22 protein-coding genes are annotated in these 16656 nt (G+C 43.7%); 11 read left to right on the forward strand and 11 right to left on the reverse strand.

From position 1 onward, the window contains the following. Together ACE5CV_RS14925 and ACE5CV_RS14930 are read left to right on the forward strand one after the other, a co-directional pair. The coding region (locus tag ACE5CV_RS14925) for a DUF1080 domain-containing protein (RefSeq protein ID WP_374950990.1) at positions 1-687 on the forward strand (687 nt) is incomplete at its 5' end. 221 nt (positions 688-908) lie between these two features. After that, positions 909-1022 (forward strand): DUF4291 family protein, encoded by a 114-nt coding sequence (locus tag ACE5CV_RS14930; RefSeq protein ID WP_374950991.1) that lies wholly within the window; start codon positions 909-911, stop codon positions 1020-1022. Positions 1023-1099: 77 nt separating this feature from the next. Here the strand turns inward: ACE5CV_RS14930 and ACE5CV_RS14935 are convergent, their stop codons facing one another. From ACE5CV_RS14935 to ACE5CV_RS14960, 6 genes are all read right to left on the reverse strand, one after another. Continuing rightward, positions 1100-1591 carry a HEAT repeat domain-containing protein gene (locus ACE5CV_RS14935; protein ID WP_374950992.1) on the reverse strand — a complete coding sequence of 164 codons (492 nt, stop codon included), beginning with the start codon at positions 1589-1591 and terminating at the stop codon, positions 1100-1102. Positions 1592-1699: 108 nt separating this feature from the next. Then, the gene (locus ACE5CV_RS14940) at positions 1700-2191 is read right to left on the reverse strand and encodes a HEAT repeat domain-containing protein (RefSeq protein WP_374950993.1); all 492 of its coding nucleotides are present in this window, start codon (positions 2189-2191) and stop codon (positions 1700-1702) included. Between the two features lie 87 nt (positions 2192-2278). Next, complete coding sequence (locus ACE5CV_RS14945; protein WP_374950994.1) at positions 2279-3307, reverse strand: aldo/keto reductase; 1029 nt, start codon at positions 3305-3307, stop codon at positions 2279-2281. Positions 3308-3406: 99 nt separating this feature from the next. Then, positions 3407-3604, reverse strand: coding sequence for a hypothetical protein (locus tag ACE5CV_RS14950; RefSeq protein ID WP_374950995.1), 198 nt, complete (start codon positions 3602-3604; stop codon positions 3407-3409). 178 nt (positions 3605-3782) lie between these two features. Then, positions 3783-4292 (reverse strand): GNAT family N-acetyltransferase, encoded by a 510-nt coding sequence (locus ACE5CV_RS14955; protein WP_374950996.1) that lies wholly within the window; start codon positions 4290-4292, stop codon positions 3783-3785. A gap of 166 nt (positions 4293-4458) precedes the next feature. Further along, positions 4459-5160: a helix-turn-helix transcriptional regulator gene (locus ACE5CV_RS14960; RefSeq protein ID WP_374950997.1), complete on the reverse strand. Its 702-nt coding sequence runs from the start codon at positions 5158-5160 to the stop codon at positions 4459-4461. Between the two features lie 204 nt (positions 5161-5364). On the opposite strand from ACE5CV_RS14960, the gene ACE5CV_RS14965 reads away from it, so the two are divergent. Together ACE5CV_RS14965 and ACE5CV_RS14970 are read left to right on the forward strand one after the other, a co-directional pair. Next, positions 5365-5535, forward strand: a complete 171-nt coding sequence (locus tag ACE5CV_RS14965; protein WP_374950998.1) for a hypothetical protein — start codon at positions 5365-5367, stop codon at positions 5533-5535. Positions 5536-5563: 28 nt separating this feature from the next. Further along, positions 5564-6010, forward strand: a complete 447-nt coding sequence (locus ACE5CV_RS14970; RefSeq protein WP_374950999.1) for a hypothetical protein — start codon at positions 5564-5566, stop codon at positions 6008-6010. A 113-nt stretch (positions 6011-6123) separates the two neighbouring features. Here ACE5CV_RS14970 and ACE5CV_RS14975 read toward each other — a convergent pair whose 3' ends face one another. The 5 genes from ACE5CV_RS14975 to ACE5CV_RS14995 form a co-directional block, all read right to left on the reverse strand. Then, the gene (locus ACE5CV_RS14975) at positions 6124-6456 is read right to left on the reverse strand and encodes a hypothetical protein (RefSeq protein ID WP_374951000.1); all 333 of its coding nucleotides are present in this window, start codon (positions 6454-6456) and stop codon (positions 6124-6126) included. 100 nt (positions 6457-6556) lie between these two features. Then, on the reverse strand, positions 6557-7891 hold the full coding sequence (locus tag ACE5CV_RS14980; protein WP_374951001.1) for a sensor histidine kinase: 1335 nt from the start codon (positions 7889-7891) through the stop codon (positions 6557-6559). A gap of 167 nt (positions 7892-8058) precedes the next feature. Then, on the reverse strand, positions 8059-8349 hold the full coding sequence (locus tag ACE5CV_RS14985) for an RNA recognition motif domain-containing protein (RefSeq protein WP_374951002.1): 291 nt from the start codon (positions 8347-8349) through the stop codon (positions 8059-8061). Between the two features lie 168 nt (positions 8350-8517). After that, positions 8518-9105 (reverse strand): hypothetical protein, encoded by a 588-nt coding sequence (locus ACE5CV_RS14990; protein ID WP_374951003.1) that lies wholly within the window; start codon positions 9103-9105, stop codon positions 8518-8520. Between the two features lie 204 nt (positions 9106-9309). Further along, complete coding sequence (locus tag ACE5CV_RS14995; RefSeq protein ID WP_374951004.1) at positions 9310-10560, reverse strand: BamA/TamA family outer membrane protein; 1251 nt, start codon at positions 10558-10560, stop codon at positions 9310-9312. Positions 10561-10740: 180 nt separating this feature from the next. On the opposite strand from ACE5CV_RS14995, the gene ACE5CV_RS15000 reads away from it, so the two are divergent. The 7 genes from ACE5CV_RS15000 to ACE5CV_RS15030 form a co-directional block, all read left to right on the forward strand. Further along, a complete protein-coding gene (locus ACE5CV_RS15000; protein WP_374951005.1) occupies positions 10741-11199 on the forward strand; it encodes a terminase small subunit in 459 nt (152 codons plus the stop codon). A gap of 23 nt (positions 11200-11222) precedes the next feature. Then, complete coding sequence (locus ACE5CV_RS15005) at positions 11223-12431, forward strand: PBSX family phage terminase large subunit (RefSeq protein WP_374951006.1); 1209 nt, start codon at positions 11223-11225, stop codon at positions 12429-12431. Positions 12432-12470: 39 nt separating this feature from the next. Continuing rightward, positions 12471-13172, forward strand: a complete 702-nt coding sequence (locus ACE5CV_RS15010) for a hypothetical protein (RefSeq protein ID WP_374951007.1) — start codon at positions 12471-12473, stop codon at positions 13170-13172. Continuing rightward, positions 13115-13312 (forward strand): hypothetical protein, encoded by a 198-nt coding sequence (locus ACE5CV_RS15015; protein ID WP_374951008.1) that lies wholly within the window; start codon positions 13115-13117, stop codon positions 13310-13312. Before ACE5CV_RS15010 ends, ACE5CV_RS15015 begins: the two co-directional genes overlap by 58 nt. A 162-nt stretch (positions 13313-13474) precedes the next feature. Further along, entirely contained in the window at positions 13475-13918 is a 444-nt protein-coding gene (locus tag ACE5CV_RS15020; RefSeq protein ID WP_374951009.1) for a hypothetical protein, read from the forward strand. 62 nt (positions 13919-13980) lie between these two features. Continuing rightward, positions 13981-16032, forward strand: a complete 2052-nt coding sequence (locus ACE5CV_RS15025; protein ID WP_374951010.1) for a hypothetical protein — start codon at positions 13981-13983, stop codon at positions 16030-16032. 109 nt (positions 16033-16141) lie between these two features. After that, positions 16142-16656: hypothetical protein (locus ACE5CV_RS15030; protein WP_374951011.1), on the forward strand; the 515-nt coding region annotated here is incomplete at its 3' end.

Below are 16656 nucleotides of genomic sequence, written 5' to 3' on the forward strand. Positions count from 1 at the left end.
ATATTAGGCCTTGCAGCCGCTATGGCCTGCGCAGCCACCAGCGGCTTTGCCCAGGCAAAAAAAACCGGTTGGGTAAAATTGTTCAACGGTAAGGACTTAAAGGGCTGGCACGGCTATAACAAAAAAACACCGGTGCAAAACTGGGAGATTGAGAACGGTGCACTGGTTTGCCTGGGTGCGGTAAAGGGTACCGATACCGGCGGCGATATTGTAACCGATAAACAATACAGCAATTTTGAACTAACCTGGAGCTGGAAAATAGATGCGGCCAGCAACAGCGGCGTGCTGTACCACGTGGTTGAAGATCACAGGTACGAATCGACCTACCTTACCGGCCCCGAATACCAGATCATAGACGATATTGGATGGGTACCCGATAAACTGGAAGACTGGCAAAAAACCGGTGCCGATTACGCAATGCATACGGCTAATGCTTTAAAAAAGGTAATGCCGGTTGGCCAATGGAACACCAGCAAAATTGTTTTTAACAAAGGGCATGTAGAGCATTGGCTTAACGGCAAAAAAATAATTGAGTTTACCGCCTGGGATGCTGACTGGAAAAAGAAAAAAGCCGAAGGCAAATGGAAAGATCATCCGGAGTACGGCATGGCTAAAACCGGCCATATTGCACTACAGGATCATGGACATAAGGCTTACTTTAAGGACATTAAGATAAGAGAATTGTAGATATCGCCAATGAATTAGTTACGAATCAAACGCCGGTTGAAAATACTGGCGTTTGTGCTTTGTTATGAATGGCAGTAAGATATGAATCGTTAGTGGATGTTACTTTCTTTTGGTAGCAAATGAAAGTAACCAAAGAAAACTGCCAGCTACGTTACGTTTTATGAAAATCTAGAGTGCAACACTAAACTTTTGTATCGCCTCCTTTTAAAGAATAGAATGACGTGGACAGGCCCTCATTTTTACAGATGATGTACCTTTGTGGGTGGGGTACAGAGAAGAATCAGGAACATGTTTTGGCAATCAAAATAACGCGTTCCAATTTGAATGGGCACTAAGGCACTCATATTTATCACATTTCGACAATTCCAAAAAAACGCCGTTTACCCGTTGCCTACCGACATTGCCAATAAAATCAGTGCTTCTTTATAACTTTTTCCAGTTGGAAGGTTGCGTTTTCTTTGATTATCCAATCATCCATACTTTGTAACTGTTCCAGCTTTTTAATTGCTTCCGGCGTTCCAATTGCACTTAACGCCCACATACATTTTTTTGCTAATCCTCGCATTTCATCCCAATCCGGAACATTAATTGCAACTTCATACAACTTGTTTACAGTCTTAGGATCTTTAATCTTTCCTAAAACTTCAACTATGTCCTCAATAAGAATATGCCATTTCTGATCTAAAAGATTCAACAAAATATCCGTATAATCTTGGTCGCCGCCGTCATAATAAATAACCGCGAGAGTGGCTGATAATCCATTTTGATCCCGTTCTCGTACGTTTTTCTTTAGTAAAGGAAGCGTTTTGCTTTTAAATTGAGATAAACGTCCTTTAGGAAAATCATCAAAATAGATTTTATCTTCTAGCAATTGGCTGTAAAATTCTTCGAAATCAAATGTCATGGTATTATCGTAAAGTTTTCTATCCAAGGATTAAATGCGGCACAATGCAATAAATAGCCCTACCAAAAAGCGCCTTTTACCCGTTGCCTACCGACATTGCCAATAAAATCAGCGCTTCTTTATAACTTTTTCCAGTTGGAAGGTTGCGTTTTCTTTGATTATCCAATCATCCATACTTTGTAATTGTTCCAATTTTTTAATTGCCTCCGGCGTTCCAATTGCATTTAATGCCCACATACATTTTTTTGCTAGTCCTCGCATTTCATCCCAATCCGGAATATCAATTGCAACTTCGTATAACTTGTTTACAGTCTCAGGATCTTTAATCTTTCCTAAAACTTCAACTATGTCCTCAATAAGTATATGCCATTTCTTATCTAAAAGATCCAACAAAATATCTGTATAGTCGCTGTCTCCTCCATCATGATAGATCACGGCGAGTGTGGCTGATAATCCATTCTGATCCTTTTCCATTACACTTCTTTTAAGTAACGGAAGCGTTTTGTTTTTATAACGTAACAATTGGCCTTTAGGAAATTTATCAAAATAGATTTTCCGCTTCAATAGTTTATCGTAGAAATCATCAAAATCAAACGTCATGGTATATTACTAAAGTTTTCTATCCACGGATTAAATGCGGCACAACGCAGATTACAACGCCTCCCGGTACCGGGAGGCGTTGTAAGTTTAATAGAATTTTGGAAGCGGATTCAGGTTGGTATCCTGTTGCTGGTGCCAATACGGATAGATAGGCGGCTTTTGGCTGACTGTATCTAACCGCTTAACCTGGTCGGTAGTAAGGTTCCATCCTACTGCTTCCAGGTTTTGCTTCAGCTGCTCCTCGTTACGGGCACCAATAACCAGGTTAGCCACAGTTGGGCGCTGCAGCAGCCAGTTAAGTGATACCTGTGCTACTGATTTGCCGGTTTCTTCGGCCACCTCATCCAGCACCTCTACTATATTATATAGGTGTTCAAAATCTGTTGCAGGGCCATGGCTGCCGCCCTGTGCCAGTCGGTTACCCTCGGGCAATGGTGTGCCCCTGCGGAATTTACCGCTTAACCTGCCTGATGATAGCGGGCTCCAAACTATTGTGCTTACCTTTTGATCGATACCTAAGGGCATTAATTCCAGCTCAAATTCACGGTCAAGCAATGAGTAATACGCCTGATGGGCGATATATTTTGCCCAGCCGTACCGCTCGGATACAGAGAGTGACTTCATCAGATGCCAACCCGAAAAGTTGGAGCAGGCTATGTAACGCACTTTGCCACTTGTAATCAGGTCATCCAAAGCGTGCAAGGTTTCCTCTACAGGTGTGTTACCGTCAAAACCGTGCATATGATAAATATCGATGTGGTCTGTCTGTAACCTGCGCAGGCTGTTATCAACAGAACGGATTAAATGATAACGTGACGAGCCGTAATTGGGATCATCGCCCATTTTAAAAGTTGCCTTAGTAGATATTAAAACCTCGTTACGTATGCCTTCCAGCGCTTTGCCCAGGATCTCCTCTGAGATGCCATTTGAGTATACATCCGCCGTATCGAACATATTTACACCGGCATCCATACAAAACTGCACCAGCTTTTTAGCATCGTCTAACTGTGTGTTACCCCAGGCCTTGAAAAACTGGCCCGATCCGCCAAACGTTGCTGTACCAAAACTCAGCACCGGAACCTTTAATCCCGAGCCCCCTAATTGTCTGTATTCCATATTTGATGTTTTTGTATTGTAGATAGCAACAAATTTCGCGCATGATGGTCACAAATAATATCATGGCAATACCATAAATATAAATACTACAAATTATGTTTAGGGTTTATAAATTTTGTCACGCACTATCGTTATAAAGCGTATCAACAACTTTCGTACACCAGTTTCATGATGTGCATTAATCTGCACTACCACCGTTAATAGCAGCACCATAATAATGGTGTAAACACCAAAATTCTGTAATGGCGTACCTACACTAAACTGGTTTACCAATCCAAACAATAAATTGTGAAACATGGATGGGATATTGTTAATTATAAATTAATTCAACAATCAATGGTTACAATCATTTACTATGACGCACAAATATAAATGAATTTACTCCTTTTAGGAATACATATAAATATTTTTATTCTACAGCTTTTAGCCGGTGTTTAAATGATTTTAAGTCGCAGCTGAAAGATGCAATTGCGTATTATACGTTTATTAAACGCTTCTCAAAACAAACAAACCTTAGTCCGGGCCTGAAGTTTAGGCTAATTTCGCCGGCGTAGATATAACCGAGTTTAGGAAACAGCTTTTGGGTTGCCTGATTGTTGGTATTGGTATCTATCCGTAAAATGGTAATTCCTTTTTCTGTAGCTACTTCTTCGGCTTTTACTAATAGTTTTTCGGCTATCCCTAATCCACGGTAATACGGACTAACCGCTAGTCTGTGCGTTACAATTGCCGGCTCGTTGATATCCCAGCCAACCTGGATGTATTCTTCACTTTGATCTTGTGTGATTGCGATAACCCCGGCAATAGCGTCCTCAGCTTGCGCAACCCAAAGTTGATCAAGGCTGATATCTCTTTCAAAAACGGCAGGGTTGGGATAATCATCGCTCCACTGAAAATTACCGGTGGCCTGCATAAGTGGCACTACATCTTTTATCAGCAACATAATAGCCGTGATATCGGTAAGGGCAGCGAGGCGGATGTTCATTAGTTCAGAATACACAGATTTATAATTGATTACACAGATTTTTACTTATCATAATGGCACTCACCACTCACCACTCACCACTCACCACTCACCACTCACCACTCACCACTCACCACTCACCACTCACCACTCACCACTCACCACTCACCACTCACCACTCACCACTCTAATGATTATGCTTTTTATGAATATCTTTAACAAGGCATAGCTTTTTGATCTCGTCTATCCGGATAGGGAACGGCGCATACTTTAACCGGTTGCCAATCATCTCTGTTGTATTATCCGAGTGGGCAATTACTTCTTCCGGGTTATCACTGGCCAGCAAACGTTTGTACATACGATAGTCGCCCCATTCTATATAATACACCTCTCCGGGTAAAATCTTCTTATCGGTTATGATCTTAAGCGCTACCCAGCAGCCGTTCTCCAGATAGGGATACATGGAATGGCCCCATACGGGTAAAGCAAAGTCGCACTCCTCTATACCGGGGAAGTTCATGCGGCCCACCGGCCTGGCGTCGTTGATATCATTATATACTTCTACACCAGATGCTGTGGCGATAATATCATACATCGGAATACCTGCCTCATCTGCGGCAACCAATAAATTCACAGGTTTATCTGTAGGTTTCTTTATACCTAATTGATCGCTGTATTTTTCTTTAAAGATATTTAGCTTTTCCGGGTCAATATTTTGTCGGCTCTTAATAATTTCGGTTATACTACTTGCCGAATTAAATCCAAGCGACTCGGCAAGCTCGGTATTGTTATTAAAAGCTTTTCCCCTTAATTGGTTATATAAGATGATAAACTCCAGTGTTTCAGGCCTTACGGTTTTAATTTTATTGGGCTTCGATTGATCTTCCATACTAAAAATAAATATTTACAGATTTTTCTTTATTTATTTAAAGAATATTCTTTATATTTGAATCGTCGTTAGCAACTAAGCTACGGCTTATTATTCACATCATCAAATCATGTATAAAGAATATAAAGAATTATTATCCGTAACAACAGCTAATTATTAGTGTGTGCACATAAGCTGAGACTATTTACCACAATCACCAATAACATGTATATCGCCTATAGCGCACTGCGCGAAACCAATACAAAGCAAGCAACAACTACTTTACAGCAGCGCTTAAAGGGCTACCAGGCCGCCTGCCAAAAGTATCAGCAGGAAATAGCCGACATCCAAAAATACCTACCGGGATGGACACCGGAATTTAAGTTAAAGGCTTAACCACAATGATTTAAAAATTGAAAGAGTAATGAACCAATCAAAAAGCAACCCAATCAAAATGAAATTAACACAAAAATTAAAGGACCAGCTATGGTGGATGATCATATCTGTAGATTACGATTACAGCCGGATTTGCATTGCCGAACACGAATTGAATGAAGACACATTTACACTGTGGCTGGAAGACAAGCAGGATTTTAAAAACTCAATTGACGAGTGCCTGCAACTGGACATCACCCTGAAACAGTTTGCACGCATCATTAAAGCCGAAAACCTGAACAGTTACGAGGGCACGAAAACCCACCCTACTAAACAGTTTGTTTATAAAACTCGTATCCAAATCAATGAAGCCCTGCATTGGTACCGTGAAGATGCATCACTTATAGAACAGCAGTGGGCACGGGAAGCCGTTTTGCGCAATATACTTACCTATTTGGTAGAAACAGAGGCGGCAGAACAAATGGAATGGATGTAAAAAGTGGAAAGTTAAAAGTGGAAGGTTTAAAGCGGTAATCCTGTTGAAACAACTATGCCACTTATTTTATATGCCATTAAACATATACTGCATATTCAAGTGTTATGCTGATATTACTTGGTTTTAATTAGATGCTCTTCCTCTACCTCAACCAATTCATCTACTTCGCTTAAAGCCTCGGCCGGGGTTGCATTATACTGAAGTTTGCGGAAACGCCAGATGGCGAAAGCCGGTTCCTGAAAGCGGTTAATGAGTTTAAAGAATTTTGGGAAATTGTGCACCTCTTCCAGCAGTACACCAGTAACGATGCCGTTATTGTCCAGAATTTCGCGGATGGTGTATTCTTTATCCTTGGTGATCCATATCTCAAAATCGCGACGGATCTCCTCGGTTTTGTCAGGATCTATTTTGTCGTTTATGCAAATTACTTTATCGCCGGGCCTCATATAAAGCAAAAGTAAAAATTCAAAAGTAAAAATGCATGAAAGTGACGTAATAAACCGGTTAACTTTCAGAGCATATTTTAACTTTTGGCTTAGCCTAAAGCTAGTTGCCGGCAGGCATGGATACGTAAAACACGGTACCTTCGCCCGCAGGGCTTTCCAGCCAGATGCGGCCACCCTGCAATTCGGTAAATTCTTTGCAAAGCAACAGGCCAAGGCCAACGCCTTTTTCGTGCTCCGTACCAAAGGTAGATTCGGCCCTAAGTGAAAATAGTTCAGTCTGTTTTTCGGGAGAGATCCCTATGCCGTTATCACGAATAATTAACCAGCATTCACGGCCTATTTGCCGGGCTTTAAAACTGATCTGTCCACCGTTAGGCGTAAATTTAATAGCGTTACTAATTAGGTTACGGATAACCAGTTGCAGCATATCGGAATCAGCGACAATTTTAACATCCCAATCTACCTCGCTGCTCATGGTAATATTTTTTTTAAGGGCAATAGAGCGTTCTAATTCGAAGGTATTATAAAGTGCATCGCGAAGGGATATGTGTCCTAACTTTACATTTACGCCATCCATTTGGGCTTTTGACCACACCAGCAACTTGCTTAACATATCAATGGTACGGTGGGTTACTTTTAGCAAGTCGCCCTCTACCATACGGCGTTCGTCGGTGTCCAGTTCATACTCGGTTACCAGCTCCAGGTAATTTTGAATGTTACTTAATGGCGACCGCAGATCATGCGCGATAATGGACATTAGCTTGTTACGCTCGGTATTAATGCGCTCCAGCTCATGATTCTGCCCGGTTATCTGCAGGTTTTTGTGTTCGATGGATGTCGCTTTATCAGACGCCGACCGTTTTTCATGGTCGTAATTGCGGCGCAGGTAAGTAACGGTATAATAAATAACCACTACCACCACAATATAGCCTGATGTAATATCGAAGTAACGGCTTTGCTTATCCTGGTAAGTATTAGGCACGGCCGCCGGGTACAAGTACTCGATAATGTGCAGTGCTACCACAATAAGCACATTGGTAAACACCCAGAATTTTTGCTGGTTTTTGGGTGCTACGCAAAGCAATAACAAAATACTTAGCCCCATCAGCATATCGGTTGGCCCGTTTGTACCTGAATTGAAAAAGAAATTGGCAATGAACAGCACGTGGCCGATAACCGCAAAGATGATAAAAGTTGACTGGGTGATACGCTGGTAACGTGACCGGTAGTACAAATACGAGAAAACAAGCAGGGCAATAAGGCTGAAAAGCGCTATAAGCGGCAGGCCGATAATGTAGTTAAAAGGCACATTATAGCCCAGTGCTATTATGGCAATTATACAAAGGGAGTGGAATATCCTGGTCTCCAGCGGAAACTCGGCGGTGGACCCTGTTATTCTGATCCAAAGCTTATTGATATTACCTAATAAATGCAAAATATCTTGTTATAAGGGCTATACAAGAATACTACTAATAAAAGCGAGTTCAAAAAAGATACTTCAAAAAGTGGTAAATTCAACTACAACGAAACACGATATAAACTGAGGCGCATAAAAAAAGCCGGACGATGCCGGCTTTTAAAAAGATAATATTATAAGGGGTATTAATTACGGCTAAAGCCTCTGTTATTGCCACCGCCACCAAAACCGGGGCCTTTATCTTCAGCAATATTAACAGTAATGCGTTTGCCGTAATAGCTTTGCCCGTTCATGCACCTGATAGCTTCTTTAGCTTCGTCTTCGTTCACCATTTCAACAAACCCAAAACCCCTGCTCTCTTTTGTTTCACGATCTTTTACGATTCTAAGGGACTTAACAGGCCCAAAATCTCCAAAAACCGCATTTAGTTCGGCCTCACTCACTTCAAGTGGAAGGCCTCCAATAAATACTTTCATTAATCTCCTTTTGTTTTTGTGTAAAGGTACGCAAAAAAGCCCTGTTTTTAAAGGGATTGAGGCAAATTACAAGGGTGGTATCGGGTTTTTTACAATATCCTGTCAATATCAAAATTGCACAAAATCGGAAGCGCAATTACAAGATCAGGAAGGCTATTTAAGCCAATCTTACTTTTTCAACCGAAGATCAAACTTGCCTTCAACACGGTAAAACGGCGCGTCAGCTTTATCGTCAGTTGCCAAAAAAGTAAAGAAGGTACCTTTGGCTAAAAGGCTGTCTTGCCTGTAGGCGGCCAGTTTTATTACACCGGCATCGCCCGGTTCCGTAAAGCGGGTAAGGGTATATTGTTTGTTGTGCAGCGCATCGGGCCGCAATATCAGCTGGCTGCCCTCTACACCACGGGCAACCGGGGCGGCAGGTAACCCTTTCGAACTAAGGCCAAAGCTCATGGTATGGGCTTTGTTTATTGCTGTTATCCCAAAATACTTTTCATCGCCCACGGTTAGGTTAACAAAGGCAACAGAATCGCGCCCGGCATCAAAAGTATAGGTAGAATCTTTAACGGTAATGGTGAGTGTTCCGGCTGCAGCCAGGTAATTACCCGGAGCAGATTTGGAAATAGCGCTATCCGCTTTCATCGTAGCTTGCTGCTGTGCAACCTCTTTGTCACTTGCTTCTTTCTGGCATGAAGATACCATTGCCGATAGCAGCGCAATTAAGCAAATACACAAGTGAGTAAACCGTTTTGATTGCATAGGCTTTACAGTTGTTATAAAATTACTAAAAAAATATCTGCATTTTATTTTCCGAACGCATCATCGTAAATATTTAACAATTTTTAACTTACTATATAAACGAGTTTGCAATTCAAAAAGTTTCGGTTAAACAACTGATATTTTACAAAATATTGCTGATTGTGTGCATTTTATAAACAAAAGATTAAATCTATTTAAAGTATGTTAAAAAATCTCACCTACTGTTACAAACACACCTTTAGAACCCTGGTTGCCAAATCCGTAATCAACGGCAATATTGGTTTTAGACACTTTGTTAAGCTTAATGCGCAAACCAGCCCCGTAGCCCGGCTGTACCCGCTGTAAACCGCTGCCTGGTGCACCCGAAAACGAATCGGCATTTATAAAGGCCACGCCACCAAGCAAACCGTTTCTGGTGATTCTGTAACGGTACTCACTTTCGGCATATACCATCTTTGATCCGCGAAAGCGGCCCTGTATATACCCTCTGCCCGTTCCGTTGTACTGGTCCCAGGTATTTGCGGGCAGGTCAAGGTAAGGCGGTTTACCGGTCAGCACCAGCCAATCATAACTCCATAAGGCCAGTACATTATCAGAACCTGCCGGAAACCTGATGTATTTACGAATATCAACGACTAGAGATTTCCATGATGACGTACTGCCCAGGAAATCTTTGTTATCACGATACACCAACGCTGTGTAAAAACCGCGCGTTGGGCTTATAGAATTATCGCGCATATCAATAAGCATATTAAGCGTTATCCCTGCCGATACTGTACTGCTTTGCGGGCCGTACCTGGCATAATCAGATAAGCTGCCATCGGGATTGCCGGTCTCGGATACGTTAAAGTGTTTATCGTATATAAAACCGGCACCGGCATATAGGTTACCAATAATATGCTTTAAGATCGTCTCGTAAAACCTGAACAGGGTGTAATCCATCGGGTTTTCATTACGTACAGATGAATTGCTGCCTAAACCAAAAGTGCTTTGCGGATATTTGTAATATTTGATGTCGCCTATAAAGTTGTAGTTATTATCATGGCTCCAGATATTGGATTGGATAGGGATAATGATCTGCTTGCGTTGTGTGTAAGCTGAGTTTGACGAAATGGTAGAGATACGCGAGCCCGGCGCAGTACGGAAAGCAACATTACCTGCCAGGGTAATGGCCAGTTTGGTTTGCAGCGTATATCCCACTGCCGGCAATATGGAAAATACCGGCCGGGTGCCTATAACCGTAGCCTTGTTTTGTGCCGGTTTATTTTTATTAAAGATAGAACTGATTACATCGTAAAGGTCTTTTTGCTGTAGGGTATCATTTTGCAAGGCTACCAGCGTATCATTAAATCGCCGCTGGGTTAAAGGGATATTGGCTTTCCTGTCCTGCGCCGATAACATAAGCGGGAATAAAATGGCATAAAACAATAACCAGAAAACCTTATTGATTGTCATTGTAGTTTAGGTGAAGGCGAGCAAATATAAAGGTTTGGATTTTGCCTTTACCGCGAAACCAAATTAGTGACAACCTAAAGACAAATTTATTTCTAATAATATTAGCAATTTCAAAATTAAAGTCGTACATTTGAATACAATATATGCCAATCGGCATTTTAATCATAAACTTCACTTTTCATGTATTCAACCGATCAACCCCACTTGCTGGCGGAACGTATCGATGCGTATTTTGCTTTTATTAAGGGAGAATACCATTTTGAAGAATCCGACCCGGGACCAATTAAAAAAACAACGCAGGCATTAAAAAAAATAGTTTGGGACCGCCTGCCCGAACCTGCTTTGTTGACAGGCCTTGCACACTTTTTAGGTTTTGCCAGCAGGCAGGATTTTGAAAAATACGAGCAGAAAGGCAAGTATCGCAGGATAGTTAAAAAAGCGCGTTTACGGGTAGAGGCTGAATACGAAAAGCGCCTGCACCAGCAATCGCCAACGGGTGCCATTTTCGCCTTAAAAAGTATGGGTTGGGTAGACAGGTTAGAAATACCGCAAGCAACTATGCCAAAAAACTTGCAAATAGTAATAATCGATGCCGGCCCGCAGATAGCCCGCACGGAAAGAGATGTGCTGCTTCAATAACCCTGCTGCCCTACAATTTACAAATGGAAACCACAGCTTTATTCAAACACAATTACAATTCGGCCGCCCAGGTGGTAATTAACCAGGGCGGTACCAGCTCCGGAAAAACTTACGCTATAGAGCAAGTACTTTTCACCCTTGCTGTAAGCCAAAAACTCATTATAACCGTTGTAGGACAGGATATACCGAATCTAAAGTCGGGTGCGATGCGAGATGCCGACGAGATTAGTAAGAGTTCCCCGGTATTTATACGGATGCTAAAAAAATTCAACATATCCGACAGGGTTTATGAATTCCATAACGGCAGCATTATTGAGTTTAAAAGCTATGCCAACGCGCAGGATGCCAAAGCCGGCAAAAGAGATTACCTTTTTGTGAACGAAGCCAATGGCATATCCTGGGATATTTATCTGGAACTTTCGCTTCGCACCCGCAAACGTATATTCATCGACTATAATCCCAACTCGGGCTTTTGGGCGCATGAGCGGCTCATCGGCCAGCCGGAAGTAGAACTGATCATCTCCGACCATCGCCATAACCCTTTTGCGGGTGATGGCATCCGCAAGAAAGTAGAGTCCCTTAAGGATGAAGATTATGAATTATGGAAAGTTTACGCCCGTGGCTTAACCGGCCGCATTACCGGCCTGGTGTTTACCAACTGGAGTATTTGCGAACAGATTCCCGAGGATGCCAAGCTGCTTGCCGCCGGGCTCGATTTTGGTTTCACTAATGATGAAACCGGCTGCCTGCTGGTATACAAGCAAAACGGTGAACTATGGGTAGACGAACTGATTTACCAAACAGAACTTACCAATGCCGATATCTCGAAAAAACTAAAGCGAGCGGGGTTAAACAAATCAACGACGATTATTGCTGATAGCGCCGAGCCGAAATCAATAGAAGAACTGAAACGACTGGGCTGGAATATCAGCGGCGCTAAAAAAGGTGCCGATAGTGTTAACCACTCTATCGACATACTTAAACGTTATCACATCAACATTACCCGCAGCAGTGTAAACCTGCGCAAGGAACTGGATAAATACAAGTGGAAAACCGACAAAAGCGGCAACACGCTTAACCAGCCCATAGATGCCTGCAACCACCTGATAGACCCACTGCGCTATGTGGCCCTTAACCTGCTTAAAACAACCAAACTAAAGGCAACCACAACCCGGCTCCCCTACCGTGAACAAAGGTTAAGCAGGAGCCTGATGGATGAAATGATCGGTTAAGTCGCCCCTGCACGTCTACTATTTAATCAAACTGAACACATGATAGAAAAAACACTTAGAACAACACATGGCAAACTAAAGGTGCGCATCCCATCGCGGCTTGATGAAGTTACGCTGGGGCAAATGATGGCACTGCAGGAGGCAAAAGACCTGGGCGATCTGGACGCGATCAGCATCCTATCCGATGTGAAGGTAAGCGATCTTAAATCGGTGACAAATGCAGCAGACTTTGTGCAGTTCGCCGATGCAGTATTGTCACTTTCGCACCAGATCAAATATTTGTATAACAGCGACGAGGTCCCTAAAACCATTACACTGTTGATAGATAATAAACCGGTTACCGTGAATGTGCTCCGCAATTTATCGGTAGAACCGGCCGGTGCTTTTATGGCAGCGCGTGATATCATTGCCGATGAGATTGCTGATCATATAAAAATTTACGGCGAGGAAAACTGGCAGGATTATTTTAACCCCTCATTGGGTGCCTGCAGCAAAGTTTTAGGCTACTATCTATATTGCCGGGTAACCGGTAATCCGTATGATGAATATGCAGCCGCCGCATTTGCCGACCACGTTAAACAGTTAAGGGTAACGGAGGCGCTGCCCATTGCTAAACATTTTTTTTTGAGTTATCCCGACTTATCGAGGCAGAGAACCGGCTGCTGGCATCGGCTGCAACAGCTATGGAAAAACGTGCAGGCATCCATGCGTTCGAAAAGTTTAAGTATATCAATACAATAAATTCCCTGGCCGGTGGCGATGTCACCAAATGGCATCTTATCCTGGCCTTGCCGTACGAACGGATCCTCACCAAACTGCTCCTGAACAAAACCGAAGCCGAGTACCAGAAAAGGTATCTGGAACTGAGCAGTTCGCAGTAAGCAATTGGCCGCTGAGCTTGTCCAAGACCTATTCGCTTCACTAATGGTTCGACAGGCTAACCATGACGGTTACACGAGTCAGTCTGAGCTTGTCGAAGACCTATTCGCTTTCCAAGGGTTCGACAGGCTCACAATAACAACATAATTACTTGATTACCCCATATGCGAAATCAAATCGAAGCCGTAACCCAATTACTTAGCGCGGCACCTAACTTTCTATATGGCACCGAGAAAGAGTTAAATACCCTGGCCGACGATACCCTGTTTCCCTGTATAATGCTGTATCCGATGCAGCCCATTGTTGTTTCGCCGCATGTAAACGGCTCTGTCGACAACGTTTTTACGATTTACCTGGAATTTCTGTATCAGACAGAATTTGGCCAATACACTGCCGAAAACGAAACCTACATTCAACAAGCGCTGCACATGGCCAATGAATTTATCGTAAAGGCTGCAAGATACCGTGATGGCAACGGACGCTATTTCCGTATCAAAGCCGGCGAAAAGGCCAAATGCATTCCGGTGTATAACAAATTCGATGTAAATACCACCGGCGTTGGCCTAACCATAACGCTGAACAGTATGTATTACGAGGCGTTTGGTTGAGATTAACTGCAAATCTTCCACCTACTCCTAACTCGACGCCCATAACCCACTATTAACTAACCATGTCTTTAATAGCTCAAATAGATTATACCAGCACTTACAACCTGGGCAACCAGGTAAATGGCCGGGTGTATATCAAAATCACAAACGCGGCCACAGGCCAGCCGGCCAACGGCAACAATGTAAGCGTAAGCTACCAAGTTAATGATAACGGCAGCATCAGCAATTACAGCGTAAATATCCCCGGACAAAGCATTGCCATTTTTACGGGAAAGATCAGCGATAGCGACCCTGCCCACCCCTACTTTACCGCATTTACTATAACCGGTATTAGCGCGGTGCCAGATGCAGACCCGCCTGTTTTAAGTTGCGACCTTAGCATCAACTATATCGCTGTAAACCAGCCCGAATCGGCCACAGGCGCAGGCGACGGGCAGATCACCGTGAACGCTACATCAAGCTATCTTCCTGTTGAATTTAGCCTGGATGCCGTAAATTATCAGTCGTCACCAGTATTCAGCAATCTTTCAGGAGGGTTCACCACCGTTTATGCCCGTGATGCCAATAATTGCAGCGCACAATTGTCGGTACAAGTGCCATCACTCAAAAACCTGCTCTTATCAGATCCTTCGGTAACGCTGCCCGGCGGCAATGTGTCGCGCTGGAGTGCGGCCTTCAACCCTGTGGTATTTACTTATCAACGTAAGGATTTTGCGGTAACCGGCGTACAATTGCATACCGCAAGCGGCCAGGCGATGGTTACCGTGAATGCAAATGTTGCCAAGATTGCAAAAGGCGATACGGTTTATCTGGAAGCCGGGGCTTACAACGGCATTTACAAAGTATCTGACAAAACAGAAACTGACCAGTTAATTATCGATGCGCCTTTTAACGGCGATGCTGTCGGTTTTGTTAACATCAACAAGTTGAAGGCCTATTACCGCATCATCACCCGTGTAACTTACTTTGATAAAATCAACGGGAAGCAAAGCACCATAACATCAACTAACCGGCCCGATCACAAGGGGGTGACCCGGGCAGATCTGGCTAATTTTCTGCAGAGTATCTTACATGCTAAGGACGAGAGTACCTTCACCCAATATAACTACCGGGATGATAACCTGAGCGCCAGCTACCAGGTGGCCTACGCCGAAGAATGGGAAGAGGACGGCGTAACCAATACGTCGGCCTATATATCCATTAACCCAACTTATTACGTCCTTTATGCCGCCAAACAACTGGGCGAGCAATATGGCGGCAACCTGGCGGCTTACGTACCATTTAGCAATTCGCCCGCAGGTTCCGAAAAAGCTAAATGGATCACCGATTTTGCCGAACCCGCCTTTAGCAACGGCTACCCTTTCGATATCGGCTTCATCTACAGCGAAGACCTGCTCGGCCGGCAAATCTATTGCGACATAACGCTGCTGGATATCAACCGCAAACCATTACCCGGCGGGCCGCAAACCGGCTATCTGCTTAACGAGGACGGCGGCTGGCTATTGAACCAGGACGGCAGCAAACTTGTTATTGCCCGGCAGACGCAGTTGGCCATACCGGTGCCGGCGCAACTGGGGCTTAACCGGTTACTTATTAACCAAAGCTTTGCACCTGATGTGTACTTCATTAACATCGCCCTGAAATTTACCGACGATGCCGGGCACGTTCAGAACGTTACCGAAACGCAAACGATCAGGATAGATGACGCGGTAGACGACCATAGCGTTTACCTTCGCTGGATAGGCCTTAAGGGCTCCTGGAACTATTATCGCTTTATTTACAACCAGGAAGTTAGTCTTGACGTGCAGAACGCCGTGATCATTAAAAGCTATGTGCATGATTGGGAACACCAGGACAGCATAGAAGAGGTGATCAGCAAAACGGCAGGTCAAAAAATAAAGGTAATGGCCGAGGACCTTCCTGTAGCAGATATTAAAGGGCTGCAATCTATTAAATACTCGCCTAAGGTGCAGATGCTGGTAAACAAAAACCCGGTAAAGTGGCAAACCGTAGTAATTAACACAGCCACCTATAGCGAGTACGAAACCCGCAACGGACAGGCACCATTTAGCATTACGTTTAATTTGCCGGCAGTAAATGTACAGGGGCAGTAGCAGTAAGTATCCAAAGCGGAATAAGCTATGTGAAGTGCGCAAGCGTCGTGTATCCGTTTGCTTACCCGCTCCCCGCACTTCTCGCCCGCTCCCGCACTAAAAAACCATTATGAACCAACATCAACTTTTTATAAACGATCAATTAGCCGACCTTGCGGACGATAGCCCCATTGCGCTTACCTTTCAGATCAACAACCTGGCCGAGGTAAAAAATCAGCAGGGCAATACCTCCAACCAGTTTAAACTGCCGCTTACCCAGCATAACCGTGCGTTACTGGGCTTCCCGGATGATATTGCGGTTACCAGCAATCTGCCTTATACCCAATACCCGGTAAAAGTGGTTCAGGACGGGATGGAAATTATTCCCTGCGGCACCGGCGAGCTCAGCAGCATTGAACAGGATGTAGCTAACTTCACTATACTCTCCGGCAATGTTGATTTTTTTGACAATATTGATGGTAAACTGTACGAGATGGGCGACCAGCTTACGCAATGGGGCAAGGCACAGCCCTGGCTGCCCTATCAGCACCAATGGACGCTGCAGAATGTAGTAGCCTCTCAAACCTATACCGATGGCTGGATATGGCCCATAGTAGATTATGGCAAGATACCGCCGGATGATAC

The organism is Mucilaginibacter sp. (genome assembly GCF_964263795.1).
Lineage (GTDB): Bacteria > Bacteroidota > Bacteroidia > Sphingobacteriales > Sphingobacteriaceae > Mucilaginibacter.